Source organism: Streptomyces sp. P9-A2, from assembly GCF_036634175.1.
Classification (GTDB): Bacteria; Actinomycetota; Actinomycetes; order Streptomycetales; family Streptomycetaceae; genus Streptomyces; species Streptomyces pratens.
In genome coordinates, this window is sequence record NZ_JAZIFX010000001.1 from 3,308,656 (window position 1) to 3,322,850 (window position 14,195).

General features: G+C 69.6%; 17 protein-coding genes. 10 read left to right on the top strand and 7 right to left on the bottom strand.

The annotated features are described in order from the left end of the window. The first annotated feature begins 118 nt into the window (after nucleotides 1-118). The 3 genes from V4Y04_RS14845 to V4Y04_RS14855 all read left to right on the top strand — a co-directional run bounded on the left by V4Y04_RS14845 (nucleotide 119) and on the right by V4Y04_RS14855 (nucleotide 2,070). Nucleotides 119-706: a 50S ribosomal protein L25/general stress protein Ctc gene (locus tag V4Y04_RS14845; RefSeq protein ID WP_332428333.1), complete on the top strand. Its 588-nt coding sequence runs from the start codon at nucleotides 119-121 to the stop codon at nucleotides 704-706. Between the two features lie 111 nt (nucleotides 707-817). After that, nucleotides 818-1,414: an aminoacyl-tRNA hydrolase gene (gene pth, locus V4Y04_RS14850; RefSeq protein ID WP_332428334.1), complete on the top strand. Its 597-nt coding sequence runs from the start codon at nucleotides 818-820 to the stop codon at nucleotides 1,412-1,414. Between the two features lie 167 nt (nucleotides 1,415-1,581). Continuing rightward, a complete protein-coding gene (locus V4Y04_RS14855) occupies nucleotides 1,582-2,070 on the top strand; it encodes a hypothetical protein (protein WP_332428336.1) in 489 nt (162 codons plus the stop codon). Nucleotides 2,071-2,175: 105 nt separating this feature from the next. Here V4Y04_RS14855 and ppc read toward each other — a convergent pair whose 3' ends face one another. After that, on the bottom strand, nucleotides 2,176-4,917 hold the full coding sequence (ppc, locus tag V4Y04_RS14860; protein WP_332428338.1) for a phosphoenolpyruvate carboxylase: 2,742 nt from the start codon (nucleotides 4,915-4,917) through the stop codon (nucleotides 2,176-2,178). 294 nt (nucleotides 4,918-5,211) lie between these two features. On the opposite strand from ppc, the gene V4Y04_RS14865 reads away from it, so the two are divergent. From V4Y04_RS14865 to V4Y04_RS14875, 3 genes are read left to right on the top strand one after another with little or no spacing between them, the layout of a single operon-like run. After that, nucleotides 5,212-6,276: an acyl-CoA desaturase gene (locus V4Y04_RS14865; protein ID WP_332428339.1), complete on the top strand. Its 1,065-nt coding sequence runs from the start codon at nucleotides 5,212-5,214 to the stop codon at nucleotides 6,274-6,276. Beyond that, a complete protein-coding gene (locus tag V4Y04_RS14870; RefSeq protein ID WP_332428340.1) occupies nucleotides 6,273-6,950 on the top strand; it encodes a TetR/AcrR family transcriptional regulator in 678 nt (225 codons plus the stop codon). The genes V4Y04_RS14865 and V4Y04_RS14870 overlap by 4 nt, the downstream gene beginning before the upstream one ends. Before the next feature lie 42 nt (nucleotides 6,951-6,992). Beyond that, on the top strand, nucleotides 6,993-7,262 hold the full coding sequence (locus tag V4Y04_RS14875) for a type II toxin-antitoxin system prevent-host-death family antitoxin (RefSeq protein WP_332428341.1): 270 nt from the start codon (nucleotides 6,993-6,995) through the stop codon (nucleotides 7,260-7,262). Here the strand turns inward: V4Y04_RS14875 and V4Y04_RS14880 are convergent. Both V4Y04_RS14880 and V4Y04_RS14885 read right to left on the bottom strand, forming a co-directional pair. Next, nucleotides 7,208-7,570, bottom strand: coding sequence for a VOC family protein (locus V4Y04_RS14880; RefSeq protein ID WP_332428343.1), 363 nt, complete (start codon nucleotides 7,568-7,570; stop codon nucleotides 7,208-7,210). The two genes, V4Y04_RS14875 and V4Y04_RS14880, sit on opposite strands and share 55 nt — an antisense overlap. Then, on the bottom strand, nucleotides 7,567-8,406 hold the full coding sequence (locus V4Y04_RS14885) for a trans-aconitate 2-methyltransferase (RefSeq protein WP_332428345.1): 840 nt from the start codon (nucleotides 8,404-8,406) through the stop codon (nucleotides 7,567-7,569). Before V4Y04_RS14885 ends, V4Y04_RS14880 begins: the two co-directional genes overlap by 4 nt. Before the next feature lie 113 nt (nucleotides 8,407-8,519). Between V4Y04_RS14885 and V4Y04_RS14890 the strand changes: the two genes are divergently transcribed. Then, entirely contained in the window at nucleotides 8,520-9,017 is a 498-nt protein-coding gene (locus V4Y04_RS14890) for a MarR family winged helix-turn-helix transcriptional regulator (protein ID WP_332428346.1), read from the top strand. Here the strand turns inward: V4Y04_RS14890 and V4Y04_RS14895 are convergent. Further along, on the bottom strand, nucleotides 8,976-9,743 hold the full coding sequence (locus V4Y04_RS14895; protein WP_332428347.1) for a response regulator transcription factor: 768 nt from the start codon (nucleotides 9,741-9,743) through the stop codon (nucleotides 8,976-8,978). The genes V4Y04_RS14890 and V4Y04_RS14895 overlap by 42 nt on opposite strands. Nucleotides 9,744-10,087: 344 nt before the next feature. Here V4Y04_RS14895 and V4Y04_RS14900 point away from each other — a divergent pair, with 344 nt between their 5' ends. Beyond that, entirely contained in the window at nucleotides 10,088-10,528 is a 441-nt protein-coding gene (locus V4Y04_RS14900) for a GNAT family N-acetyltransferase (RefSeq protein ID WP_332428349.1), read from the top strand. Nucleotides 10,529-10,549: 21 nt separating this feature from the next. Here V4Y04_RS14900 and V4Y04_RS14905 read toward each other — a convergent pair whose 3' ends face one another. After that, entirely contained in the window at nucleotides 10,550-11,311 is a 762-nt protein-coding gene (locus V4Y04_RS14905; protein WP_332428350.1) for an ATP-binding protein, read from the bottom strand. A gap of 504 nt (nucleotides 11,312-11,815) precedes the next feature. On the opposite strand from V4Y04_RS14905, the gene V4Y04_RS14910 reads away from it, so the two are divergent. Further along, nucleotides 11,816-12,658, top strand: a complete 843-nt coding sequence (locus V4Y04_RS14910; RefSeq protein WP_055627660.1) for a helix-turn-helix domain-containing protein — start codon at nucleotides 11,816-11,818, stop codon at nucleotides 12,656-12,658. Then, on the top strand, nucleotides 12,655-12,867 hold the full coding sequence (locus V4Y04_RS14915) for a DUF397 domain-containing protein (protein WP_079047848.1): 213 nt from the start codon (nucleotides 12,655-12,657) through the stop codon (nucleotides 12,865-12,867). Before V4Y04_RS14910 ends, V4Y04_RS14915 begins: the two co-directional genes overlap by 4 nt. On the opposite strand, the gene V4Y04_RS14920 is transcribed toward V4Y04_RS14915, so the two are convergent. Together V4Y04_RS14920 and V4Y04_RS14925 are read right to left on the bottom strand one after the other, a co-directional pair. Further along, complete coding sequence (locus V4Y04_RS14920; RefSeq protein ID WP_332428356.1) at nucleotides 12,857-13,540, bottom strand: hypothetical protein; 684 nt, start codon at nucleotides 13,538-13,540, stop codon at nucleotides 12,857-12,859. The two genes, V4Y04_RS14915 and V4Y04_RS14920, sit on opposite strands and share 11 nt — an antisense overlap. Beyond that, nucleotides 13,537-14,187 carry a hypothetical protein gene (locus tag V4Y04_RS14925; protein ID WP_332428357.1) on the bottom strand — a complete coding sequence of 217 codons (651 nt, stop codon included), beginning with the start codon at nucleotides 14,185-14,187 and terminating at the stop codon, nucleotides 13,537-13,539. The genes V4Y04_RS14920 and V4Y04_RS14925 overlap by 4 nt, the downstream gene beginning before the upstream one ends. Nucleotides 14,188-14,195 lie beyond the last annotated feature (8 nt).

Genomic DNA, 14,195 nt, shown 5'->3' on the forward strand with positions numbered 1-14,195 from the left:
CGGCGGTCCGTTATCGACGCGCTCTTCGTAGCAGGCCGTTCGTGGCCGGGTGACTTTCCCCAAGCTCCATGGAGCGGGGGGTATCCCCAACGGTTTCTGACTTCGAGGAGTGGTGAGCATGTCCGAGGTGAAGATTCACGCGGAGACGCGCAGTGAGTTCGGCAAGGGCGCGGCGCGTCGTATCCGTCGCGACGGCAAGGTTCCGGGTGTGGTGTACGAGCACGGTATCGAGCCGCTGCACCTGACGCTGCCGGGCCACGAGCTGCTGCTGGCGCTGCGTACGCCGAACGTGCTGATCGATCTGGTCATCGACGGTGAGGGCAGCCAGCTGGCGATCCCGAAGGCCGTGCAGCGTGACGCGATCAAGGGTTTCCTGGAGCACGTCGACCTGCTGATGGTGAAGCGGGGCGAGCGGGTCACCGTCGAGATCCACGTGACCGCCGAGGGTGAACTGGCTCCGGGCGGCAACCTGCTGGAGCACGTCATTCCGACGCTGCCGATCGAGGCCGAGGCGACGAACATCCCGGACGGCGTGAGCGTCTCGGTGCAGGGCCTGTCGGCCGGCGCCACGATTCTCGCCAAGGACCTGGTGCTGCCGGCCGGTGCGAAGCTGGCGGTGGACGAGGACACCGTGGTGCTGCAGGTGCTGGCCGCGCAGGCCGAGGAGGCCGCGGAGGGTGCCGAGGACGAGGCCGCCCAGGCCTGATCCTTCTCGTAGTCTTCCTACGCGTCGGCCGCTGTTCCCGTGCGGGGGCAGCGGCCGACGTGTGTACGGGGACGAGCACGGGACGTGGACGTGGACGAAGGAGACAGGGACGTGACGACCGATGCGGCGGCTGTCTGGCTGATCGTGGGGCTGGGCAATCCGGGGCCGGAGTACGCCGGGAACCGGCACAACGTGGGGTTCATGGTGGCGGACCTGCTGGCGGAGCGGATCTCGGGCCGGTTCAAGCGGGCCGGGAAGGCTCAGGCGCAGGTGGTGGAGGGGCGGATCGGGCCGCCGGGTCCGGCCGGCCGACGGGTGATTCTGGCGAAGCCGACGTCGTTCATGAATCTGTCGGGCGGGCCGGTGAACGCGCTGCGGGAGTTCTACAAGGTTCCGGTGGCGCAGGTGGTGGCGGTCCATGACGAGCTGGACATCGACTACGGGACGCTGCGGCTGAAGCTGGGGGGCGGGGACAACGGCCACAACGGGCTGAAGTCGATGACGAAGGCGTTCGGTCCGGACTATCACCGGGTGCGGTTCGGGATCGGGCGGCCGCCGGGGCGGATGCAGGTGGCGGACTACGTGCTGCGGGACTTCTCGTCGGCGGAGCGCAAAGAGCTGGACTATTGCGTGGACCGGGCGGCGGACGCGGTGGAGTGTCTGGTGATCGACGGTCTGGAGCGGGCGCAGGGGACGTACAACTCCTGAGGGGTGCACGGCTCGAGGGCTCCCGGCTCCTGGGTGTGCAGCCGGCCCTGAGTGTGCAGCCGGCCCCTGAGTGCGTAGCCGGCTCCTGAGGTGCGTACGTCTTTCGAGTGGGTGTGGATCCCTCACAGAGTTGACCGACCGCAAGGGCATGGCCAAGGATCTCGGCCATGCCCTCAGCCGTCTCGTCCTCCCGGGGTTCGTCAGCCGCTCTGTGCTTCGGCCGGTTCACGGCGATGGGCGCGGTCACCGTGCTGATCCTGATCGCGGGTGTGTGGGCGTCGTGGGGCACGGCGCAGTACGTGATGCTGACGAAGGGGCGGGAGCGGGGCTCGGTCGCGGTGACGTCCTGTGCTGAGCACGCCTGCACGGGGGCGTACACGCCGGTGTCGCCCGGGTCGCAGCCGCGGGCGGAGGTCGTGCTGGAGAACAACGCGGCCGTGACGAAGGGGCGGACGTACACCGTCGTCATGAAGCCGGGCGGGGCCGAGGGGGTCCGTTCCGGTCCCGCCGGGATTCTCTACGCGTGGGTGCCGATGGGCGGGGCGTTGATGCTGGCGTCGGTGGTGGTGGCGGGCGGGCTGCTGCGGACGCGGATGGCGTGGGTGATGGGGTTGTCGGGGGTGGCGCTGGTGACGGCGGCGTTCCTGGTGGTGTGAGGCAGGACCCCCGCGGTTGTGGTGCGGAACGACGAAGGGTGCCCCCCGGGCCGGAGTACGGCCGGGGGGCACCCTTTGTCGTGGGCGGCTTCTAGGGCGTGTTGGTCAGCCGGTGTTGCGCAGGCCCGCCGCGACTCCGTTGACGGTGAGGAGGAGGGCTCGGGCGAGCAGCGGGTCGGGCTGGTCGCCGGCGGTGGCGGCGTCGCGCTGGCGCTTGAGCAGGGCGACCTGGAGGTAGGAGATGGGGTCGAGGTAGGCGTCGCGGATGGTGAAGGTCTGCTTGAGGACCGGGTCGGCGTCCAGGAGGCCGGGCTCGCCGGTGACGCGGAGCACTTCGGCGACGGTGAGTTCGTGCTCGGCCCTGATCGCGTCGAAGACGTGCTTGAGCTCGTCGGGGACAAGGGTGTCGACGTAGTGCTGGGCGATTCTGAGGTCGGTCTTGGCGAGGGTCATCTCGACGTTGGAGATGAAGTTGCGGAAGAAGTGCCACTGTTCGTGCATCTCGTCGAGCACGGTGTCGAGGCCGCTCTTGCGCAGGGCCTTGAGGCCGGAGCCGACGCCGTACCAGCCGGGGACGATCTGGCGGGACTGGGTCCAGCCGAACACCCAGGGGATGGCGCGCAGTCCGTCGAGGCCGGCGCCGGAGTCGGGCCTGCGGGAGGGGCGGGAGCCGAGGTGCAGGTCGGCGAGCTGGTCGACGGGGGTGGAGGCGAAGAAGTAGGCGGGGAGGTCGGGGTCCTCGACGAGCCGGCGGTAGGCGTCGTGGGCGGCGTCGGAGACGACGTCCATGGCGGCGTCCCAGCGGGCCAGGGCCTCGTCGGACTGGCGGGGTGCGGTGTGCAGGGCGGACGCCTGGAGGGTGGCGGCGACGGAGAGTTCGAGGTTTTCCCTGGCCAGGGCGGGGATGAGGTACTTGTCGGAGATGACCTCGCCCTGTTCGGTGACCTTGATCTCGCCTTCGAGGGTGCCCCAGGGCTGGGCGAGGATGGCGTCGTGGGTGGGGCCGCCGCCGCGGCCGACGGTGCCGCCGCGGCCGTGGAAGAGGCGCAGGCGTACGCCGTAGCGGTGGGCGACGTCGCGCAGTCGGCGCTGGGCGCGGTGGATCTCCCACTGGCTGGTGGTGATGCCGCCGAACTTGGAGGAGTCGGAGTAGCCGAGCATGACTTCCTGGACGTCGTCCCGCAGCGCGACGAGGCGCCGGTAGGACGGGTCGGAGAGCATGTCCTCGAGGATGGTGTCGGCGGCCTTCAGTTCGTCCGTCGTCTCCAGCAGCGGGACGATGCCGATCTTCGCCCAGCCGGCGTGCAGGTCGATCAGCCCGGCCTCCCGCGCGAGGACGGTGGCGGCGAAGACGTCGTCGGCGCCCTGGCACATGGAGATGACGTAGGACTCGATGACCTCGGGGCCGAAGATCTCCAGGGCCCGCTTGACGGTCTGGAAGACGCCGAGGGTCTTCTCGCCGGCCGCGTCGACGGGTGCGGGGGTGGGGGCGAGGGGCCTGCGCGAGCGGAGTTCCTTGGCGAGAAGCTTGGTGCGGTAGTCGCGGGGCATGTCGGTGTAGCGCCAGGATTCCTCGCCGAGCCGGTCGAACAGCTGGCCGAGGGCGTGGTGGTGGGCGTCGGCGTGTTCGCGTACGTCCATGGTGGCGAGCTGGAGGCCGAAGGCGGCGAGGGTGCGGATGGTGCGGGCGAGGCGGCCGTCGGCGAAGAGGGCGCCGCGGTGCTCGCGCAGGGAGCTCTGGATGATCCGCAGGTCGGCGAGGAGTTCGCCGGTGCCGAGGTAGTCGCGGCCCTTCTGGTGGGGGGTGTCCTGGGCGAGGCGCTGCTTGGTGTTCTCGAGCTTCTGCCGGATGCAGGTGGCCTTGAGCCGGTAGGGCTCCTCGGCGTTGAGGCGCTTGTAGCGGGGGCTGATCTCGGGGAGGGCGTCCAGGTCGGCCTTCAGGGAGCTCAGGAGCTCCTCGGTGGCGCCGGCGTAGCGGATGGAGTTGGAGAGGAATCCGCGGAGTTCGTCGATCATCTCCAGGGCGTCGTTGATGCCGTGTTCGTGCTGGAGGATGAGGACGTCCCAGGTCACCTGGGGGGTGACGTTGGGGTTGCCGTCGCGGTCGCCGCCGATCCAGGTGCCGAAGGTGAGGGGGCGGGTGTCGTCGGGGAGGGTGACGCCGACGCGTTCGAGTTCGGCGGTGAGGTCCTCGAGGACGTCGCCGACGGCGCCCGCGTGCAGCTCGTCGAGGTAGTAGATGGCGTTGCGGGCCTCGTCGGCGGGTTCGGGGCGTACGACGCGCAGTTCGTCGGTCTGCCAGACGAGGTCGATGTTCTCGGCGAGGCGGGTGTCGAGGCGGCGCCGATCGCTCTCGATGACGGGGGTGTCGAGGAGGGCGGCGATGCGGCGCAGCTTGTTGAGGACGGAGCGGCGGGCGGCCTCGGTGGGGTGCGCGGTGAAGACCGGGCGGACGTTGAGGTGCCGCACGGTTTCGCGCAGGTGCTCGGGGTCGGCGTCCTTGAGGCGGTCGGCGGTGCGGGCGAGCAGTCCGCCTTCTGCGGCGCGGTGGGCGCGGAGCTCACGGCCGCGGTGCACCTGTTCGGTGACGTTCGCCAGGTGGAAGTAGGTGGAGAAGGCGCGGACCAGTTTGGCGGCGGTCTCGAGTTCGGTGCCGCGCAGCAGTTCGGCCGCGGCCTCGCCGTCCTCGCGGGTGAGTCGGCGGACCTTTTCGACGAGGTCGAGGAGTTCGGGGCCGTCCTGGCGGACGAGGGTCTCTCCGAGGAGATCACCCAGCCGGCGGATGTCGGCCCGTAGTTCGCTGCTCGTGGTAGCCGTGGACACGGCCTGGTCGTCGGCACTGCTCACAGGTGCGGCTCCTTGCAGTGTGGAAGCTGGTCTGGAGGGCCCGGACGGCGTCTGTGGGCGGCTGGGCGCCGCATACGGGCCGGGTATCCGGGAAGTAGGTACTCAGAGCGGACCGCGCTGTCCGACCGGTTCCCAGGATAGGTGTCGGCCGGGAAGCGCGAGTTCGTGGGCTCTTGCCGCCGGGCCGCGCACTGCCATACTTACGATGCCGTAGGTTACGGTCCCGTAGGAAACGCTGCTCGGTTCCGGCGGCCCGGCACCACCTTCACCCCTCATACCCCACAAGGGACACGCATGACCTCACGCCCTGATGTCATCGACGAAGCCTCGGAGAAACCGCCGCCCTCCGGCGCCGATACCGCGGCCGCGCCCTCCGGTGCCGGCACCGGCTCCGATACCGCGGCCGTCCCCTCCGCCACGCTGGGCGGGGAGCGCAAGCGTTCGATCGAGCAGATCGCGCTGCTGGCCTTCATCATCGTTCCGTTCCTGGCCGTGCTGGCGGCGGTGCCGCTGGCCTGGGGCTGGGGGGTGAGCTGGCTGGATCTCGGCCTGCTGGTGTTCTTCTACTTCCTGGGCTGCCATGGCATCACCATCGGCTTCCACCGTCATTTCACGCACGGTTCGTTCAAGGCGAAGCGTCCGTTGAAGATCGCTCTGGCGGTGGCGGGTTCGATGGCGGTGGAGGGTCCGCTGGTGCGCTGGGTGGCGGACCACCGCAAGCATCACAAGTTCTCGGACGCCGAGGGCGACCCGCATTCGCCGTGGCGGTACGGGGAGTCGCTGCCGGCGCTGCTGAAGGGCCTGTGGTGGGCTCATCTCGGCTGGATGTTCGACGAGGAACAGACTCCGCAGGACAAGTACGCGCCGGATCTGATCAAGGACCGGACACTGCGTGCGATCTCCCGCCAGTTCGTGCTGTGGGCGGGGGTGTCGCTGGCGCTGCCGGCGCTGATCGGCGGTCTGGTGACGATGTCCTGGTGGGGCGCGTTCACGGGCTTCTTCTGGGGGTCACTCGTCCGGGTGGCGTTGCTGCACCATGTGACGTGGTCGATCAACTCGATCTGTCACGCGGTGGGCAAGCGGCCGTTCAAGTCGCGGGACCGTTCGGGCAATGTGTGGTGGCTGGCGGTGCTGTCCTGCGGCGAGTCCTGGCACAACCTGCATCACGCCGACCCGACGTCCGCGCGGCACGGCGTGGAGCGGGGGCAGATCGATTCGAGCGCCCGGCTGATCCGCTGGTTCGAGATGCTGGGCTGGGCGTACGACGTGCGCTGGCCGTCACGCTCGCGTATCGATTCGCGCCGTGAGACCGGGGAAGGCCGCTCCCGGCGCGGGCGGGAGACGGCTGAGGCGGCATGATGGTCGCTGTGGCGACCGACTCCAGCAGCACCTCGAGCAATGACAAGCCGCGGCGCGCCCGCCGCACCCGGATGACCGGCGCGGAGCGCCGTCAGCAGCTGTTGGAGATCGGCCGCACCTTGTTCGCCGAGAAGGGCTTCGAGGGCACGTCGGTGGAGGAGATCGCGGCGAAGGCCGGGGTCTCCAAGCCGGTGGTGTACGAGCACTTCGGCGGCAAGGAGGGCCTGTACGCGGTGGTGGTGGACCGTGAGATGCGGCGTCTGCTGGACATGGTGACGGGTTCACTGACCGCGGGGCATCCGCGGGAGCTGTGCGAGCAGGCGGCGTTCGCGCTGCTGGACTACATCGAGGAGTACACGGACGGGTTCCGCATCCTGGTCCGGGACTCCCCGATCCCCCAGTCGACGGGTTCCTTCGCCTCCCTCATCTCGGACATCGCCACCCAGGTGGAGGACATCCTAGGCCGCGAGTTCAAGAGCCGCGGGTTCGATTCCAAGCTGGCTCCGCTGTACGCGCAGGCGCTGGTCGGGATGGTGGCGCTGACCGGCCAGTGGTGGCTGGACGTCCGCAAGCCGAGGAAGTCGGAGGTGGCCGCGCACCTGGTCAACCTGGCCTGGCACGGCCTGGACGGCCTGGAGCAGAAGCCTCGGCTGATCGGGCACCGGAAGAACTGAAACCGGCGGACCGGCGAACCCGCCGCATGGAATCATCCGGGCATGAACGAAATTCCGGTCAATGAGGCCGCCCCGCGGCTGGAGGAACTGGTCCGCGGGCTGTCCGGCAGCCGCGAGCCCCTCGCGCTCGCCGACGGGGCCGGGGCGGTCGCCCTCCTCGTCGCGCCCCGGGTGATTCAGGACCTGGAGGACGCCCTGGCCGTCGCGGGCCGCCGGCTCCGGGAGGCCGGGAAGGCTCCCGGGGGAGGGCACGGCCGTCAGGCGGCCGGCCCCAGGAACTCCAGGCGGTTGCCGACAGGGTCCTCGGAGTAGAAGCGGCGGTGGCCCGGGAGCGTGTCGTCCCAGGTGACGGGCGCACCGCGGTCCCGCAGCCGGGTGGCGTACGCCTCGATCGCGGTGACCCCGATGCCGGGGTGGGCCTTCTTCGCGGGCCGGAACCCGCTCTCGATCCCCAGGTGCAGTTGGACCCCGCCTGCCTGGAACCAGCAGCCGCCGCGTGCGGCCAGTGCGGGCGGCTTCGGGATCTCCACCATGCCGAGGACATCGACGTAGTACGCGCGCAGCCGCTCCTCGCTGCCGGGCGGCGCGGCGAGCTGGACGTGGTCGAGACCGGTGATCATCGGGTCTCCTCCTGCCGCATGCGGGCCACCGCGAAGATCCGGCGGAACGGGAACGGGGTGCCGTGCGGGCCCGCCGGGTAGGCGGTGCGCAGGGCGGTGCGGTACTCGTCGACGAAGGCGTCGCGCGCGCCGGGGTCGTCGGCGAGGGCGGTGAGGAGGGGCCGCAGGCCGGTGCCCTTGACCCAGTCCAGGACGGGGTCCTCGCCCTGGAGGAGATGGACGTACGTCGTCTCCCACACGTCGGCGGTGCAGCCGAGGCCGGTCAGTCGCTCCAGGTACGCCTCCGGACGGAGCACGGCGTCGGCGTGCCGCAGGACACCGCCGAGGCGTCCGTCCCAGCGCGGGGAGTGGGCGAGTTCGCGCAGGAGGACGTGGCTGGGGGCGTCGAAGTTGCCGGGCACCTGGAAGGCGAGGGTGCCGCCGGGGGCGAGTCCGGCGATCCAGTCCGCGAACCGGTCCGCGTGTCCGGGGATCCACTGCAGAGCGGCGTTGCTGACGATCAGGTCGTACGGCCGGCCGGGCTCGGGCGTCCAGATGCGGACGTCGGCGTGGGCGAAGTCGATCCGGCCGCCGTCGGGAACCGGGCTCTCGTGGTCGGCGCGGGCCCGGTCGAGCATCTCGGGCGAGTTGTCGTAGCCGGTGATGCGGGCACGCGGCCAGCGCTCGGCGAGCAGCGCGGTGACGTTGCCCGCGCCGCAGCCGAGGTCGGCGAGGCGGGGCGGGTCGCCGGGGAGGCCGGGGACGCGGGCGAGGAGGTCGAGGAAGGGCCGGGTCCGGTGACCGGCGTGACGCAGGTACTGGGCGGGGTCCCACCGGGGATCGGTGACAGCGGACATGGAGCCTCCTGGAGTCGGCCGACGGGTACCCAGCGTCCCGCCCCAGCTAGCTCGACGTCAAGAAAGTTGACATCAAGAGACTTCACGTCGACACAACCACTACACTGATCGTCATGGAGGACGAGGTCGATCGGCTGGTCGCAGCATGGCGCCGGGAGCGCCCGGACCTCGACGTGGAACCGCTCGAGGTGCTCAGCCGGGTGAGCAGGCTCGCCCGGCATCTGGACCGGGCCCGCAGACTGGCCTTCGCCGAGCACGGGCTGGAGCCCTGGGAGTTCGACGTCCTGACCGCGCTGCGCCGCGCGGGCGCCCCCTACCAGCTCTCGCCGGGGCAGCTCCTCACCCAGACGCTGGTCACCTCGGGCACGATGACCAACCGCATCGACCGCCTGACCAAGAAGAATCTGGTGGAGCGCCTGCCCGACCCCAACGACCGGCGTGGCGTCCTGGTCCGGCTCACGGACGAGGGCCGCGACCGCGGGGACAAGGCGCTGGCCGGGCTGCTGGCGCAGGAACGGGCGATCCTCGCCGAGCTCTCCCGCGCCCAGCGCGGCGAACTGGCAGGTCTGCTACGCCAGTTGACTGCCCCGTTCGACAACATCCCCGGTTAGGTCGGCCGGTCCGACACCCGCCCGCCGGGCCAGGGCGACGGCGGCGAGGGTGGAGTGCACGCCCAGCTTGCCGAGCACGTTCTGCATGTGCGTACGGACGGTGTGCGGGGACAGGTACAGGCGCTCGGCGACGGCCTTGCGCCCCAGGCCCGCGACCATGCACCGCAGCACCTCCCGCTCGCGCGGGGTCAGGGACTCCACGAGCCGTTCGCTCTCGGTGCGGTGCTTGCGGGCGGCGGTGAGTTCGCGCAGAACGCCGGTGAGCAGGGCGGGCGGCAGATGCGTCTCGTCGCGCAGTACGCCCCGGATGACGGCGAGCAGCCGGCTCAGCGAGCAGTCCTTGGCGACCCAGCCGCCCGCACCGGCCTGGAGGGCGAGCGCGGCACGGCGCGCGTCGTCCTTCTCGGCGAGCACCACGATCCGTACCCGCGGCTGGACCGAGCGCACCCCGGTGACCAGGGACATCCCGTCGACGATGCCGTCCTCGTCGCCCGCTCGCGCCGGTACGGCGGAGGGACCGGACGGCGTTGTGCCGCCCAGGTCGGCGTCGACCAGTAAGACGTCGAACCGCCGCCCCTCGGCGGCCGCCCGCTCCAGGCACCGCAGTGCGGCCGGTCCGCTGCCCGCCGCGGACACCTCGACGTCCGGCTCGGCGGCCAGGGCTGCGGCGAGCGACTCGGCGAAGATGCGATGGTCGTCGACGACCAGCACTCGGATACGTTGCACGAAACCCCCTTCCCCATGCTCTCTGCAGAGCAGGGGACTACCCCGTCGCCGGAAGACGACACCGACACCTGTACGGGTACGACGCCGGAGCCCGGTTCCGGACCGCCGGAACCAGACCGGGACCCGGCCGGAACCACCGAAACCATCGATCCCGGGGCGGGCCGCCGGAGCCGCCCGGCCGCCGCCGCGCGTCACCAGCACCCCGCCCCGGACCGCGTACCCGAGTGTCTCGCCCCCTGAACGGCGCCGGCCCCCACCGGCGCTGTTCATCAGAGTACGGACGAGGGCCGGGAGTGGAAGGCTATTTGCAGAACTGGCGCTCCTGCGCGTTTATGGTGAGCCCCATGTTTCGTCTTGAGACGGAAGTCGACAAGGACCGACGTGATCTGCTCCGCAGGCGGCTGCGGGACACCAACACGGCGGCGTCCCCGGTGCTGCGCGCCCTGCGCGGCACCCCGCAGGAACGCGAGTCCCCTTTGCACGTGTGGGCATCGGATACGGCCGGTGCTCTGGCGGGCGGCCTGGTCGGCCACACCTGGACGACCTGGCTGCACGTGACGTACCTGTGGGTCGACGAACGCCACCGCGGAGCGGGCCTGGGCACCCTCCTGCTCACAGAGGCGGAACGCCTCGCCACGGCCCGCGGCTGCCGCTCCTCCCGCGTGGAGACCTGGGACTTCCAGGCCCCGAGGTTCTACCGGCGGCACGGCTACGAGGTGGTCTGCGTGATCCCGGACTACCCGCCGGGGATCACGGAGTACACCTTGACGAAGCGGCTGGCCTGAACGGATCGCCGCCACCCGGAGCTACAGCCTTTCTCGCCCGGCCTCATACGAGCCGCCCCGAGCACCTGGCGAGCCCACATCAACGGCCATCTCGGCCCAGACCGTCAGACCTTCGCCCGTTCGCAGGCTTCCCCACCGGGCGGCCAGCGCATCCGTGATCAGCAGACCGCGTCCGTTCTCCTGCTCGCCCCTCGGCACCTCGGGCACCACTGCCGCGCCGCTCTCCCCCTCGTCGGTCACGCCGACCGCGGCGGCTTCGGCGGTCAGACCGCACGTGACCGTGATGGTGCGGCTGTCGGTGTGCTCCAGGGCATTCGCGACCAGCTCCCCGGTGATCAGCTCCAGATCGTCCACGGCTTCCGGCGACAGGCCCCACTGCTGGACGGTGTCCCGCACATGACGTCGGGCGGCCCGGGCGGAGGCGAGGTCCTGGCCGGGGAACGTGCGCAAGCTGTAAGCACGGAGGCCGGGCAGGACGAACGCCGGCACGTGATCGGCCGCTCCGGGAAGCCGACGGCGCCGCGACTCGGCCACCACCAGCACATCCGCCAGCGCGTCGGCCAACTGACCGGCGAGCAGCCCGAGAGCGTTGCTGGACATTCCTCCCGCCACCAGCAGGTCCCGCGTCCGGCCGAGAAGCCGGCCCGCGAGACTCGTCTGCATGCTCTCCATCCGGTCGGCGAGCCGGGAGGCGGGACCGTCCCCCTCCGTGAGCAGGAGGCAGGGCCGGTCATGAGCATCGGTCCGGGGCAGGAGCCGCACCTGAGCCGCTCCCTCGTTCATGATGTGACCCCCAGGCCGACGTTGACACGAGGGGCACCCTGGGAGCTGGTGAAGTCATCGCCCAGTCGTCCCCAGATCGTGGGCGCGGGAGCAGACTGACGCGGCACACCCTGGCCTGCCCGGCGCCGTCTCCGAAGCGCCGCCCGTTCCCTGGGTCCGCGCGAAGAGTGCAACGGTCGTACCCGGGTGGTGTGTGTGATCCGTCGTCGCACGAGATCTCCTTTGACGAAAGTCAGCCAGCAGGCGCTGACACGCGCATCAGGACCCTCACCAGCCGACCCTCAGCGCCCATTACCTTCACCGAAGACGATGGTATTGAATTTCAATGATTGATACTCAATGACCTTTCTCTCCCTCGACCGAGTGAACTTCCTGATGTCAGTGCCAGCCAGCACGCCGCTCCGTACGCTCTCCATGCCCGCACCACAGCCAGGCACCAGGGTGACGAAGAGCGAATGGGAGAAATTGGTGACCCCACGAGGATCAGCGGGCCCTGCCGGGCGGATGCAGATCGCCCGCGGCCTCAAGGCGCTGCGTACCGGCGCCGACCTGACGCAGTCCGAAGTCGCCAAACGGGCGGGGGTCTCCGTCGGGACCGTCAACCGGTATGAGACATGGCAGGACAAGGCCCGGCTCAGGATTCCCACGGTGAGAGCCATCGCCGACTCATGCGGTGCCACACCGGAAGAGTCGGGGGCTCTGATCGAACTCGTCCGCAATCAGGACAGTGGCTGGTGGATGGACCATCCCGCTGTGCCCGAGGTCATGGACCCCCTGATGTCCTTCGAGGACGTCGCCGATTACGAGCACGTCTTCGCCAACGCCCTGGTACCGGGCCTGCTCCAGACGCCGCGATACGCGCTCGCCCTTCACCAGGCGCAGGACGTACGCACGGAGCCCGACGTGATCGCGAGCAAGGTGGATGCGCGCATCAAGCGCCAGGCCGTACTGGACCGCTCCCCCGCGCTGCACCTGTGGGTGGTACTGGACGACGCCGTCCTCAGACGGCGCGTCGGTGGTGTGGAGGTCATGGCGGAGCAGATCGATCATCTGATCGCCGTGGCGCGGTGTCCCCATGTGGACATCCAAGTGCTCCAGTTCACCGCCGGCGCCCACGCCGCCGGGTCAGGAGGCCACTTCCTGCTCCTTGGTCGCGACAACGCGGACGACCCTCCCAGCAGCATGAACGTGGTCTACCTGGAGCTCCACAAGCGAGGGCTCTATCTCGACGCACCGGCCGATGTGCAGAACTACAAACTCATGTTTGACTACCTGCGATCGCAGGCGGCCAACACGTCGGCGAGTCTCGAACTGTTGACCGCAGCACGACAGGAGCTGACCCGATGAACGAAAGAGCAACCACAGCTCAGCTCGGCGCAGCGCCATGGTTCAAAAGCAGCTTCAGCGCGGCGGACAACGAATGCGTCGAGGTGGCCCACACTCGCACGCAGGTGGGCATACGCGACTCCAAAGTCACCACGCACGATGGCTTCGTGGTGGGTACCGACGCGTTCACCGGATTCATCGACGGACTCAAGGACAGCGTCAACCGTTGATGACATGACTCCCGTCCAACACCGTGGGGGTGGTGTCGGCGTCACTCTGTCCGTCCTCAGTGAAGCGGAGGCTTCTCAGGACTGCTGCCATGACCGGGGCGTAGCACTCTTCCCAGTGGTCGACGTTCGGGGTGGAGAAGGCAATCAGGCACATGCGCCGCCCCTCTCCGTCTGCCTCTTCCGGGACCGGGATCATGGCATGGAACTGGGCGGTGAGTACGTCAACAGCCTCACCGGTCGGTGAGAAAACTGGCGAGAGCGTATAGAGCTGACCCCCTGTGAATACGGCTGCCGGACCGCACGGGGTGTCGATGACCGAGCCGGCCCACTCCGGTCCTCGTGACTCCAGTACGCCCCGCAGAGTTCCACGGGCCGCCGTAGCCGGGTCGCTCCCATAAGGGAAGTCGACGACGGCAACTGCCAACGAGCCCAAGGAGAGGGCGCCCTGGAACATGTGGAGGCAGTCAGCCGCGTACACGACGCCGACCTCCTTGAGGAAACAGGAGACCTGTTGCAACGCCCGGGCCATCTCGCCAAGTTTCTCTTGGTCGAGGTCACCCGTCATCGACGGTCGTGCGTAGCGTCTGTTCAGCTCGGTCCAGGCGGTCTCGAAGTCAGCACCGATGGGGATGTCCTCGAAGTCGACCGGGACAGAGAAGTCGACACGGATCACGAGCCGCTCCTTCCGGGGCTGTCCCGCCCGTCGCCTCGGACCGGCGGGGGAGGGGCAGGGGGCGGTGGTGGACCCCACTGCTGGGACCGCTGCTGGTTGAAGCAGGTCACCTTTTGCCGGTTGTACTCGTACCAGTTCCTCATCCAGCGGGGCGTCAGGATCGCGACGACGCCCATGAGGGCTGCTGCCACCAGCAGGGCGATCGCGCCGCCGAGCGCCTCGCGTACCACCCACGCCAACAAGAGGAAGGCAATGCCGAGGAAGGACGCGATAATGACCAGCCCCCGCGATCCGTGCGTTTCGTAGGCAGTCATGTTCTGCCGCGCCGAAGCCGCCTCCATCGGAGCGATCTGCCTGCCGGGGACGGGCGGTATCCCGACGGGGGGCCGTGCCTGGGGGAACAGGGGCCCTCCGGCACGGATTCTGTCCCATGTGTGCTGGGCACGTTGGCGGACGTCGGGGGAGTCATCGCGCAGATAGATCATGCGCCATTGCCCCCGGGTGATGACCTCCCTCCCGTGAAGCGTGTATCCCAACTCGAAGGCGATCGCCGCGATCCTGTCGCCCTGCGCCACTTCGCGGCCCCTCAACGTGATCTCCACGGTGCCTCGCCCGTCGAAGTACGCGAGGATCTGTTCATCCTTCATGAGAACCT